Genomic DNA, 12037 nt, shown 5'->3' with positions numbered 1-12037 from the left:
TGGGTCGCGAAAACAAATGTTCACGGGCCGTGGGGCCACTTTTTCCGGTCGCGGTGGACGCCCGCGGCCGGGATCAGACGGTCAGCAGGGCATCGGCCGGCTCGAACGGAAAACGTTCGGCGAAGGCCGGGCGCAGATCAGTCAGCCAGACGGCGGACGGGTCGTAGCGCGCGAAGAACGGCCGCCCCACCAGCGACGGGTCGCGGGCCTGGATGAAGTGGAGCACGAACACCTGCTCCCCGGCGATTTCCATGACACCGTCCACGCACACCTTGCCCGGCGTGGCCGACATGGAGGGCCCGCGCACCGTGCGGCAGAGCCCGGAGACGCTCGCATAGGCGTCCCTGAAGATCTCGTACGCCCGCGCCAGCGGGACCGCGAAGTAGTCCTGCGGCCCGGTGTCGCGCTCGACGAACATGTAGTAGGGGATCAGTCCCATCCTGAGCTGGCGCCGCCACATGCCCGACCACACGGCCGGGTCGTCGTTGATGAACCTGATCAGCGGCGCCTGGGTCCTGATCGTGGCCCCGCTGCCGAGGATGCGCTGGACGGCCGACTCGACCAGCGGCGACTCCAGCTCGCGCGGGTGCGAGAAGTGCGCCATGAACGCGAGGTTCTTGCCCGACTCGACCACCCGCTCGAACAGGCGGAGCGTGTCGTCGGCGTCGGGGTCGGAGGTGAAACGCTGCGGCCAGTAGGCCAGCGCCTTGGTGCCGATCCTGATGGACTCGAGCTGGTCGAGCTCCAGCAGCGGCTCGATATATCGCCGGATCACCGGCTCACCCATGATCATGGCGTCGCCGCCGGTGATCAGCACGCTGGTGACCTCGGGATGCCGGCGGATGTAACCGACCATCTGGTCGATGTCGTCGGAGGCGAACTTCAGGTCGGCGTCGCCGACGAACTGCGCCCACCGGAAGCAGTAGGTGCAGTAGGCGTGACAGGTTTGCCCCTGTTTAGGGAAGATCAGTACGGTTTCCGCGTATTTGTGCTGCATGCCAGGGACGGGCTCGTCGCCGAGCCTCGGGACGTTGAGCTCCTTCTGGCCGGCGGGATGCGGGTTGAGCTGTGCGCGTACGCGGTTCGCCTCGGCCTGGACCTCGGCGTTCGGCGCTTCCGCCTTCAGCAGGTCGGCCAGCCTGGCCACGTCTGCCGCGGGCAGCATGTCCTCCTGCGGGAAGACGAGCCGGTATATGGGGTCGTCGGGCGCGGCCGACCAATCTATGAGTTCATCCACGACGTAGGCGTTCGTCCGGAAAGGCAGCACCGTGGCGACGGCGCGCACCTTGAGGCGCTCGTCGTCCCCCAGCCCCGCACGCTGCAGGAGCTGGTCAAGGTGCTTGGACGTGTACGCCCGGAAACGCCGTGTGCCTGCCTGGTTCAAGATCACTAGGCCTTTCCCATCTTTTTTGTTCGATCGGGTGTAAACCTCACGACCCTGTCGCGCGTCTACGGTTCTTAATACCCGGACGCGGCTACCTGCGTTCGTGGTTCCGCTGGGCTCCAAGTTTTCCTTGAGGTTCATGGACACTCGCGACATATCGTGTCCGGGCGTAGACTGACATATCGTGACCGACCATCCGGACCTGCGCGCCTCAGACGCCGACCGCGACCGCGTGGCCGCCGTGCTGTCCGAGGCACTCGCCACGGGAAGACTCACCACCATCGAGCACGCCGACCGCCTCGACGTCGCCTACACGGCCAAGACGGTGGGCGAGCTCGTCCCCCTCACCCGGGATCTGCCCGAGGTGTCCGCGTCCAGCAGGCCCGCCGCGATCGAGCGGCAGGTCATCCACTCCAAGTTCAGCAAGGTCGTGCGCAAGGGGCGCTGGGTCGCCTCCCGGACCACCGCCCTGTCGGCCTGGTTCGGCGCGCTCATCATCGACCTCTCGGACGCCGTGCTGCCGGGCCGTGAGATCACGATCCACGCCGACGCCATGTTCAGCAAGGTCATCGTGCGGGTGCCGGAGAACGCGCAGGTGGTCGACGAGGGCAGCTCGCTCTTCGGCAAGCGGAACGTGACGGCGGGATCCACGGGGGACGGGCCCCTGATCAGGGTCCTGGGAGCGTCGAGGTTCTCCAAGGTGATCGTCACCCGGGGCAAGGACGACTGGAACCTGCAGTAGAAGCAGGTGAGCGGCCAGGACTGGAACGGCCGTGGCAGGGAACCAAGAGGTCCCACCAGCCGGTTAACCTGACACCTGCCTTGCCTGCGATGCGGACATACCGAGCCCGCGTACCGGCCAAGCCGTGGCGGCGGGCTCGATGCCGTACGAGGTGAGCATTGTCCGAGAGCAGGCCAGTCGCGCTCGACGCCATGGGCGGCGACCACGCGCCGCACGAGATCGTGGCGGGGGCGGTGCACGCGGTACGGGAACGCGGCCTGCCCGTCGTGCTCGTGGGCTCCCCGCGCGTGCTCTACGAGGCGCTGGCCGACCACGACGCCACCAAAGAGATCCCGATCGTCCGGGCCGAGGAGGCGCTGGAGATGGACGAGGGCGCGCTGGCCAGCCTGCGCCGTCCCCGCTCCAGCATCGCGATCGCCTGCCACCTCGTACGCCGCGGCGACGCCTGCGCGGTCGTGTCCGCGGGATCGACGGCGGGCATCGTGACCACCGGTCGGCTGCGGCTCAAGGGCCAGCAGGGCGTGCTCAGGCCGGCCATCGCCGTCGACCTCCCCACGCTGCCCGCCCCCGCCGTGCTCCTCGACGCGGGCGCGAACGCCGAGGTCAAGCCGGAGATGCTGGTGCAGTTCGCGCATCTCGGAGCCACCTACGCCGAGCTCGCCCACGGCATCGAGGACCCCAAGGTCGGCCTGCTCACGATCGGCAGCGAGGCCGAGAAGGGCGACAAGCTGGTCAGGCGCGCGCACGAGCTGCTGCAGGGCTCCCCCGGCATCACCTTCGCCGGCAACGTCGAGGGCCACGACCTGCTGACCGGCAAGGTGGACGTCATCACCACCGACGGGTTCACCGGCAACGTGGCGCTGAAGACCATGGAGGGCGCGGTCCGCTACGCGTTCGCCGAGCTCAGGCAGGCCATCAGCGACAGCAGGCTGGCCCGGCTGGGCGCCGCCATGCAGCGCTCGCGCCTGCGCGAGCTGCACCGCCGCCTCGACTCCGAGGCACACGGCGGCGCAGTGCTGCTCGGCCTGAACGGCACGGTCGTCATCGCCCACGGCGCCTCCAGGGCTCAGGGCATCAGCGCGGCCTGCCGGCTCGCCGCGGACCTGTCGGCCGCCGGCGTGGTGACCGCGATCGGCGAGCGGATGGCCGCCTCCAGCCGCTCCCACAGGCTGTGGTGGTCGAGCCACGGTGGAGATCGACTGGAGTGAAGACCCAAGTCGCTCCCCCGAAGCCGGGTGAACCCTTAGGGTGTGAGACCGATCCACAGAAACGGGGGCTTATGTGGACGGGCTCATCTCGGTGGCACACGGGCTGACGTCGGAGCAGGTGGCGCGCGCGAAGTCGAACCACATCCCGCGCCGATCCAGCCGCTCCCTGAGCGCGATCCTCAGAGCGAACGTGTTCACCCTGTTCAACCTCGTCATCGGCGTGCTCTGGGCGCTGATCCTGATCTTCGGCGAGTGGCAGGACAGCCTGTTCGGGCTGGTCATCGTGGCCAATGCGCTGATCGGCATCATCCAGGAGCTGCGGGCCAAGCGCACGCTCGACCGCCTGGCGGTGATCAACGAGGCGCCCGTACGCGTGCGCCGCGACGGCGCGGAACGCGAGATCCACCCCCGGGACGTGGTCCTCGGCGACCTGATCCTGCTCGGCCCCGGCGACCGCCTCCTCGTGGACGGCGAGGTCGTGCACTCCGACGGCCTGGAGATCGACGAGTCGCTGCTCACCGGCGAGGCCGACCCCGTGCACAAGCAGCCCGGCGACCAGGTGCTGTCGGGCAGCTTCGCGGTGGCCGGTTCCGGCACGTTCGTCTCCACCCGGGTCGGCACCGACGCGTACGCGGCGAAGCTGGCCGAGGAGGCCAGCAAGTTCCACCTGGCCCACTCCGAGCTGCGCGCGGGCGTGGCGAACTTCATCAAGTACATCACCTGGCTGGTCATCCCGATCGGCGCCCTGCTCATCTACAGCCAGCTGCACAACTCCGCCGACCTGCGCACCGCCGTCACCGGCGCGGTCGCGGGCATCGTCACCATGATCCCCGAGGGCCTGGTGCTGATGACCTCCATCGCGTTCGCCGTCGGCGTCGTACGCCTGGGCCGGCGCCAGTGCCTGGTCCAGGAGCTGCCCGCGATCGAGGGCCTGGCCCGGGTGGACGTGCTCTGCCTGGACAAGACGGGCACGCTCACCGCGGGCGGGATGGACCTCGACGAGGTGCTGCCCGTCAGCGACGACCGCCGGCTCGTCGACGAGGCCCTGGCCGCGCTCGCCAACCTCGACGACCGCCCGAACGCCACCGCCGAGGCCATCAGGGCCCGCTACCCCGCCGCCCCCGGCGGGTGGGCCGCCCGCTCGAGCGTGCCGTTCTCCTCGGCGCGCAAGTGGAGCGGGGCCGACTTCGGCGAGCACGGCGCCTGGGTGCTGGGCGCGCCCGACGTGCTGCTGCACGGCGGCGCCTGCCTCGACAGGGCCACCGAGCTGGCCGCCACCGGCACGCGCGTGCTGGCGCTGTGCCGTACCGGGTCGCTGGCCGGCACCGAGAGCGGCGAGGCGGCGGCAGAGCCGGTCGCGCTCGTCACGCTCAAGCAGCGCATCAGGCCCGACGCCCGCGAGACCCTCGGGTACTTCGCCAAGCAGGGCGTCACACTGAAGATCATCTCAGGTGACAACCCGCTGGCGGTCTCCGCCATCGCGACCGGCCTCGGCATCCCCGGCGGCGAGCGGTCGATCGACGCGCGCGCCCTCCCGCACGACGACCCGGCCAAGCTCGGCGAGCTGCTGGACACCCACACCGTCTTCGGCCGGGTCAGCCCGCAGCAGAAGCGCGAGTTCGTGACCGCCCTGCAGGCCCGCGGCCACACCGTGGCCATGACCGGCGACGGCGTCAACGACGTGCTCGCCCTGAAGGACGCCGACCTGGGCATCGCGATGGGCGCCGGCAGCCCCGCCACCAAGGCGGTCGCCCAGGTGGTGCTGCTCGACGACAAGTTCGCCACGCTGCCGTACGTCGTGGGCGAGGGCCGGCGGGTGCTGGCCAACATCGAACGGGTCTCCAACCTGTTCCTCACCAAGACGTTCTACGCGATCGTGCTGTCGCTGACGGTCGGGCTCGCCGGGATGCAGTTCCCGTTCGCACCGCGCCACTCGACCCTGACCAACGCGCTGGTCATCGGCATCCCGGCGTTCTTCCTGGCGCTGGCGCCCACGCTGGAGCGCTCCCTGCCCGGCTTCGTGCCACGGGTGCTGCGCTTCGCCGTGCCGGCGGGGGTGTTGTGCGCGGTGGCGGTGCTGGTGTCGTTCTGGGCCGCGCACAGCGGCACCTCCACCCTCCTCGAGGACCAGACGGCCGCCGTGATCACCCTCTTCCTCACCACCTGGTGGGTGCTCGTGCTCATCGCCAGGCCGCTCAACTGGTGGCGGGCGGCGCTCGTCGGGGCCATGGCGGTGCTGTTCGCGGTCGGCATGGCGCTGCCGTTCGTCAGGGAGTTCTTCGCCCTCGAACCCGGCGATCTCAGCAACGATCTGACCGCCGTCGGCATCTCGATCCTGGCGGCGCTCATGATAAGCGTGGCGGTCAAGCTCGCCGGTACCCTTAGACCATGACCGACCCGCAGATTGTGCTCACCGAGCGCGTCCAGCAGGCGCTGGCCCGCGCGTTCGGTCCGGAGCACGCCGACGCAGATCCGCTGATCCGGCCCTCCCAGTTCGCCGACTTCCAGGCGAACGTCGCGATGAGCCTGGCCAAGCGCCTGCGACGGTCCCCGCGGGAGGTCGCGGAAGCGATCACTGCGGAGCTGTCCGACTTCCCCGGCACGATCGAGGTCAGCGGCCCGGGCTTCCTCAACATCACGCTCGACAACGCGTGGATCGAGTCCGAGGCCCGGCGGATGCTGGCCGACCCGCGCCTCGGCGTCGGCACGATCACCCCGTCGCAGACCGTCGTGATCGACTACTCCGCGCCCAACGCGGCCAAGGAGATGCACGTCGGCCACCTGCGCACCACGATCGTGGGCGACTCGCTGGCCCGCCTGCACGAGCACCTCGGCAACAAGGTCATCAGGCAGAACCACCTGGGCGACTGGGGCACCCCGTTCGGCATGCTCATCGAGCACCTGCTCGACATCGGCGAGCAGGCCGCGGTCGAGCAGCTCGAGGCCGGTCAGGGCACCGAGTTCTACCAGGCGGCGCGGGCCAAGTTCGACGGCGACGAGGCGTTCAAGACACGCGCGCGGGCGCGGGTGAGCACCCTGCAGTCGGGCGACCCCGACACGCTGCGGCTCTGGCACGTGTTCATGGACGCCACCGTGCGCTTCTTCAACAAGGTCTACGAGCTGCTCGGCGTCACGCTCACCGACGCCGACATCGCCGGCGAGAGCATGTACAACCCCATGCTCCAGAAGACCTGCGACGACCTGGAGGGCTCGGGCACGGCGGTGATCAGCGAGGGCGCGCTGTGCGTGTTCCCGCCCGGCTTCACCGGCTCCGACGACAAGCCGCTGCCGCTCATCATCAGGAAGAGCGACGGCGGCTACGGCTACGCCACCACCGACATGGCGGCCATCCGCTACCGGGTCCACGACCTCAAGGCCGACCGCATCCTCTACGTCGTCGGCAACGAGCAGGCGCTGCACTTCCAGATGGTGTTCGCCGCGGCGAAGCAGGCGGGCTGGCTGCCGGAGACCACCTCGGCCGAGCACGTACGCATCGGCATGATGCTGGGCAAGGACGGCCGCCGCTTCAAGACCCGCTCCGGCGAGTCCGTCAAGCTGATGGACCTGCTGCAGGAGGCCGTCGACCGGGCCGCCAAGCTGATCGAGGAGCGCGGTTACGACGAGGCGACCCAGCGGGAGATCGCCCACTCCGTCGGCATGGCCGCCGTGAAGTACGCCGACCTGTCGGTCAGCCACGACAGCGAGTACGTCTTCGACCTCGACCGCATGGTGGCCACGACCGGCAACACCGGCCCCTACATGCAGTACGCGACGGCCCGGATCCGCTCCATCTTCCGCAGGGCGGGCATCGCCCCGGCCGACGCGAGCGCGCCCATCGTGCTCGCGGCCCCGGCCGAGCGCGCGCTGGGTCTCCACCTGCTGGGCTTCGGCGAGCTCGTCGCCCAGGTCACCACCGACTCCGAGCCGCACCGGCTGTGCGCGTTCCTCTTCCAGACGGCCAGCCTGCTGAGCACGTTCTACGAGGAGTGCCCGGTGATCAAGGAGGGCGTCGACCCCGAGACCAGGGACCACCGGCTGGCCCTGTGCGCACTGACGTTGCGGGTGCTGGAGACGGGGCTCGACCTTCTGGGCGTCCCTGTCCCCGAGCGCATGTAACAGGCAGTTGGCTCAAAGTCTCCCGTTCCGTCGTGGGCGCGCCTCCACCGGGTTGGCGCGCCCCAACGGCTAGGCTTTACGCGGTCATGAACTGAGGCCGAAATGGGGAGTTCTCTGCCTTGAGCACGGACCTGACTGCGAGCCCCCCAGCAGCGACCGAACTGCATCGCTACGCCGAGGCGCTGCTGGCGCACCTCGCCGCCAAGGGCACCGCGCCTCCGGCCGCACCGAGCTTTCGCGACGTACCGGGTTACTGGCTGCCCCCGGCCCTCGAAGCGCTGGTCGCCATCCTGGCCGGTGACGACCCGCTGGAGCCGCTGAGCCGGGCCGCCGGCCGCGACCAGCAACAGACCGCGCTCTTCCTCTGCCTGGCGCTGGCGGTGTCCGGGCAGGGCAGCCGCATCCACGCCTCCTGGCTGGGCACCGCGTTCGGCGAGCTGTCGCTCGACCGCCCGGTCTCCCACGGCCAGCGCTCGCTGTGGCTGGCCGCCGCCAGGGGCGCGTACGGGCCCGCCGGCAAGATCTTCGTGCTGCGCAAGCTCGACGCGCTGGCCGTCCAGGAGCACGCCGACCCGCAGCAGTGGGTGCAGGCGCTCGTGCCCGGCGAGCCGTCGGTCGTCGTGCCGCCGTCGCTGGCCGACTTCCCGGAGATGGCCGAGATCCCCGAGCTGGCCAGGCCCGCCGTGGCGGCCGCCCGGCTGGCCAGGCTGCGCGGGCGGTGCGTGGAGATCACCTCGGCGCGGCAGTCGGAGCACGACTCCCCCGCCCCGCTCGACAACAGCCCCGCCGCCCCTGCCCCGGCCTGGGCCGAGGACGAGCCGCTCGCCGTCCTGCGCGCCCTGATCGGCCAGGGCGGCCCCGCCGGGCCGATGGCCTCGCTCAGCACGTACCTGCTCGACGACCTGCGCCCCGGCGCGGACCCGCACCTGGCTGCGATCGCGCTGCACGTGGCCGCGCCGATCCTGCGCGGGGTGGCCGAGGAGCTCGAGGCCGACAGCCGCCTCGAACCCCCTGCCACGCTCACGGTCCCGCTGCTCGGCCACCGCATCCACCTGCGCCCCGAGGGCCCCGACCAGGCCTCGCTCGCCGCCGCCGAGGAGTCGATCCTCACGGAGGGCATGGTCCCGCGCGGCCGGCCGTGGGCCGCGCTGGTGCTGATCGTCGCGGGCGTCGCCTGCCTCGTCGGTGCCGCGCTCGGCACCCGCCTGCTCGCCGCGGCCGCGGTCGCCATGATCGGCCTCGCCGGCTGGCAGCTCTGGCAGCGCCGCAAGCTCGTCGAGGCCGACGCCCGGTACGTCACCGGCCAGGTGAACGAGCTGAAGGAGCTGGCGGAGGGGGCCGTCTGGGCGCTGCACGCGTACGCCCGCGAGGCGGAGACCCGGGCGAAGCAGGCCGCCGAGGACGCGGCCGAGCTCACCCGCCTCATCCGCCGCGGCCCCCGCGCCGCCCACTGACCCCACCACGCCCACCCCGTGCGGCTGCTGGGGGCGGCGATGAAGAGCCGTACCAGGCCGTGACGAGCCGCCCGCCCCACGTGTCACGCTCCGCGCGTGCTGCCCGCACGTCACAACGCGGCGCGTGGCAGCCGGGACGGCAGGCGGCGCGTCCCAACGCGAGCGTGACGGGTGAGGACGGCAGGCGGACGTCTCATCGCGCGAGACTGACGAGTGAATGCGGCACGCCGGGCGCACCACCGAGCGGGGACGGCGCCGCCGACACGGACGGCCCTCAACGCCCGCTCCGGAGGAACTACCCGATCCGGGGAGCCCCGGCCCAGGACCCCTCGCCAGCAGGCCACCACCGAGCCTGTAGCCGCCGCTCAACCCACACCAGACCTTTGGAACGCCCCGCCACTCCCGACGGGCGCCGGAAGTGGGTGCCCGGACGGCGGCCGGCCCCCGGGCCGCCAGTGGGGCAAACAACGAGGAACCCGCCCGCGTCGGGCAGGTTCCCCATGCTCAGCTCGTACTACGGGCTCAGGTGGTCTCGATCTCCACGTGAGCCGGGGCGAGGAGGAAGACGCGCTCGGCGATGCGCTCGATCCGCCCCTCACAGCCGAAGGCCAGCCCGGCGGCGAAGTCCACCATCCGCGTCGCCTCAGGCATCGACATGCCCGTAACGTCCATGATCACCGTCTGACCGTCTCGGAAGTGCTGGCCGATCACCGGCGCGTCGTTGTACTTGAGCGGCTGGACCATAACGATCCGTGACGAGTCGACGTTCGCGCGCCACCGCCGGGCAGCCCGCTCCGTGGCCGGGACGTACTCGTCCTCGTACTGCTCGTCGTCGTCATAGCCCTCGTCGTAGTGATCGACCCCGCTCAGGCCAAGGTAGCTCACCACCTTGCGCACTGCCCCCATCGGCTTGTCCTTTCCTCAGGAACTCACCGTAATCGGCACGTCCCTACACATTGGACGGTAACCGACGATTCCGCATTCGCCACGCGACACGCCCAGCCCTAATTCCATTTTGTACGGCTTGCAGCCTGCTTGCAGCTGGATATCCGACCCCCGTATACCATCGGCCACATGCGCCTCTTCACGGTCGACGCCTTCACCGACTCAGCTTTCCAGGGTAATCCCGCAGCCGTCTGCCTGTTGGACACTCCGGTTACTGAGCAATGGATGCAGAGCGTAGCCGCGGAGATGAACCTCTCCGAGACCGCCTTCCTGCTCGGGGATTCGCTCCGGTGGTTCACCCCGGCCGTAGAGGTGACGCTGTGTGGTCATGCCACGCTGGCGACCGCACACGTCCTCTATTCGACCGGTGCGGCGGACGGGCAGCTCGAATTCGACACCGCCAGCGGAACGCTCACCGTGAATCGCCATGCCGACGGCATGATCACAATGGATTTCCCCGCCATGGAGGTGACCCCCACAGAGGCTCCTCCCGGCCTGGAGAAAGCCCTCGGTGTCACCCCGGTACGGGTCGGCAAAAGCCGGCTCGACCTGCTGGTGGAGCTGGAGTCAGAGGAAGCGGTAATCGGTATTACCCCAGACATCGCCGCTCTAAACACAGTAGACGCAAGAGGAATCATCATCACAGCGCCCGGCACCGAAACCGACTTCGTCTCCCGCTTCTTCGCCCCCAGGGTCGGGGTGCCGGAGGACCCGGTGACGGGCTCGGCACACTGCGCCCTGTCCCCGTACTGGTCGGCCCGCTTCGGCCGGCCCTCGCTGGTGGGCGCTCAGCTCTCAGCCCGGGGCGGTCTCGTCCACGTGACGCACGCCGCCGACCGGGTCCACCTCGCCGGCCGGGCCGTCACCGTGATGTCGGGCACCCTGCACGTCAGCTAGGGCTCTTCCGCTCCTCCTCCACGCGAGCCGCGACCGTAGTCGCGGAAGACCGGGTGGAGATAGCGGTAACCGCGGCCATCCCGCGACACCAGACCACGGCCGGTCATCACCCGCACGAAGCGGCGCCGCCGCAACGGCAGGAGCCCGAGCCCTGCCAGGACCCATCCGGCGCTCCCCAGCGCCACGAAGGGGAGGATGCCGAACGCCATGAGCCAGATGGCCGGCCATGAGCCAGATGGCCGGCATCGCGATGTACAGCAGCACGAACGCTTATGGACCAACGCCGGCGAAGGCACCCGGGCGTGCAGCAAGCATCATCCGGGCCGTCACCACCGCGACTGCGCCGAACACCCGGCCGTAGACCGCCCTCATGGCAAGCCTTCGCCGGGTGTCCGCCCCGCCCCTCTTCGGAGAGGGGAGGCCAACGGCCATGCGACGCGACCAGGCCGAAAGCCGCGGTAGCCGCCTGCCCCGATCCCTGAGCCGCGGTAGCCGCCTGCCCCGATCCCTGAGCCGTGGCAGCCGCCGGCACCGTTCCCATCACGTACGCCGAGGTCTCGGTCAGCCTAAAGACGCGGCAACCCCGCTAGCCCCACGAGCCCGAAGACGGCCAAGGACACCATGCTCCCCACCGCCGACGGCTCCCACGACGACAGGACCCTGCTGAAGGGCCCTGATCGAACGCAGGCCACGCAGTCTCCGATCAGGGGTACATCGACCCGCCGATCTCCAGCAACAGGGGGAGGAGCCAGCGATGCCCCTGCAGCTGCTCTCACCCAGCCATGGGCCGGCGGGACCGCCTTTGGTCGTACGGGCGCGGCGCCAGAATCGAGCTCAGCGACAGAGGCCCACCACTCCGCCACTCTGGGACCAGCACCATCGGTGCCGCGCCGAGCACCCCTGAAACGGCCAATTTACGAACGGTACGGTTCGAGCGCCACGGGCAGGCTGCCGCCGGTTGCGATGTCGATGGCGAAGGGAGAAGAACAGCCGAGTTGAGGATGGCGCAGGAGGCGGCGAAGACTCTTCGCTCCTTCTGGTGCGGTGGGGCGCAGACATAAGACCTGCCGATCTGCCGCGTCCTGCCGGTCAACAAGCAGGACGCCATCACCATCCCGGGTTCGCTGGCCGACGCCGCCATGGAGACAGCTCGACAACGCAGAGAGGGCCCCGACCAGTGCTGGTCGGGGCCCTTTCCTATAAAGATTGTCCGGCGGTGACCTACTCTCCCACACCCTCCCGAGTGCAGTACCATCGGCGCAGGGAAGCTTAACTTCCGGGTTCGGAATGT

The 12037-nt window shown here is 70.0% G+C and carries 9 protein-coding genes and 1 rRNA gene; 6 read left to right on the top strand and 4 right to left on the bottom strand.

The window, feature by feature from the left end; translation table 11 throughout:
- Positions 1-73: 73 nt before the first annotated feature.
- On the bottom strand, positions 74-1390 hold the full coding sequence (locus tag AB0I79_RS59930) for a lysine 2,3-aminomutase (RefSeq protein WP_357894586.1): 1317 nt from the start codon (positions 1388-1390) through the stop codon (positions 74-76).
- A 178-nt stretch (positions 1391-1568) separates the two neighbouring features.
- Here AB0I79_RS59930 and AB0I79_RS59925 point away from each other — a divergent pair, with 178 nt between their 5' ends.
- The 5 genes from AB0I79_RS59925 to AB0I79_RS59905 all read left to right on the top strand — a co-directional run bounded on the left by AB0I79_RS59925 (position 1569) and on the right by AB0I79_RS59905 (position 8904).
- A complete protein-coding gene (locus tag AB0I79_RS59925) occupies positions 1569-2126 on the top strand; it encodes a DUF1707 domain-containing protein (RefSeq protein WP_357894583.1) in 558 nt (185 codons plus the stop codon).
- 158 nt (positions 2127-2284) lie between these two features.
- Entirely contained in the window at positions 2285-3334 is a 1050-nt protein-coding gene (gene plsX / locus AB0I79_RS59920; protein ID WP_357894581.1) for a phosphate acyltransferase PlsX, read from the top strand.
- A 73-nt stretch (positions 3335-3407) separates the two neighbouring features.
- The gene (locus AB0I79_RS59915) at positions 3408-5726 is read left to right on the top strand and encodes an HAD-IC family P-type ATPase (RefSeq protein WP_357894578.1); all 2319 of its coding nucleotides are present in this window, start codon (positions 3408-3410) and stop codon (positions 5724-5726) included.
- Entirely contained in the window at positions 5723-7450 is a 1728-nt protein-coding gene (gene argS / locus AB0I79_RS59910) for an arginine--tRNA ligase (protein ID WP_357894575.1), read from the top strand. The genes AB0I79_RS59915 and argS overlap by 4 nt, the downstream gene beginning before the upstream one ends.
- Positions 7451-7569: 119 nt before the next feature.
- Positions 7570-8904 carry a hypothetical protein gene (locus AB0I79_RS59905; RefSeq protein WP_357894572.1) on the top strand — a complete coding sequence of 445 codons (1335 nt, stop codon included), beginning with the start codon at positions 7570-7572 and terminating at the stop codon, positions 8902-8904.
- A gap of 522 nt (positions 8905-9426) precedes the next feature.
- On the opposite strand, the gene AB0I79_RS59900 is transcribed toward AB0I79_RS59905, so the two are convergent.
- Complete coding sequence (locus AB0I79_RS59900) at positions 9427-9810, bottom strand: cell division protein SepF (RefSeq protein ID WP_357894570.1); 384 nt, start codon at positions 9808-9810, stop codon at positions 9427-9429.
- A 168-nt stretch (positions 9811-9978) separates the two neighbouring features.
- On the opposite strand from AB0I79_RS59900, the gene AB0I79_RS59895 reads away from it, so the two are divergent.
- On the top strand, positions 9979-10746 hold the full coding sequence (locus tag AB0I79_RS59895; protein ID WP_357894567.1) for a PhzF family phenazine biosynthesis protein: 768 nt from the start codon (positions 9979-9981) through the stop codon (positions 10744-10746).
- Here AB0I79_RS59895 and AB0I79_RS59890 read toward each other — a convergent pair.
- The gene (locus AB0I79_RS59890) at positions 10743-10955 is read right to left on the bottom strand and encodes a hypothetical protein (RefSeq protein WP_357894564.1); all 213 of its coding nucleotides are present in this window, start codon (positions 10953-10955) and stop codon (positions 10743-10745) included. The two genes, AB0I79_RS59895 and AB0I79_RS59890, sit on opposite strands and share 4 nt — an antisense overlap.
- A gap of 999 nt (positions 10956-11954) precedes the next feature.
- Positions 11955-12037, bottom strand: a 5S ribosomal RNA gene (gene rrf, locus AB0I79_RS59885); the annotation flags it as partial.

This window comes from Nonomuraea sp. NPDC050202, assembly GCF_040656115.1.
Taxonomy (GTDB): domain Bacteria; phylum Actinomycetota; class Actinomycetes; order Streptosporangiales; family Streptosporangiaceae; genus Nonomuraea.
This window is presented reverse-complemented; position numbering and strand designations above follow the sequence as displayed.

What these genes read in the sequence shown, in the direction of transcription:
- argS (WP_357894575.1), top strand. Translation starts at nt 5,723, where the DNA reads ATGACCGACCCGCAGATTGTGCTCACCGAGCGCGTCCAGCAGGCGCTG.
- AB0I79_RS59900 (WP_357894570.1), bottom strand. Translation starts at nt 9,810, where the DNA reads ATGGGGGCAGTGCGCAAGGTGGTGAGCTACCTTGGCCTGAGCGGGGTC.
- AB0I79_RS59895 (WP_357894567.1), top strand. Translation starts at nt 9,979, where the DNA reads ATGCGCCTCTTCACGGTCGACGCCTTCACCGACTCAGCTTTCCAGGGT.
- AB0I79_RS59890 (WP_357894564.1), bottom strand. Translation starts at nt 10,955, where the DNA reads ATGGCGTTCGGCATCCTCCCCTTCGTGGCGCTGGGGAGCGCCGGATGG.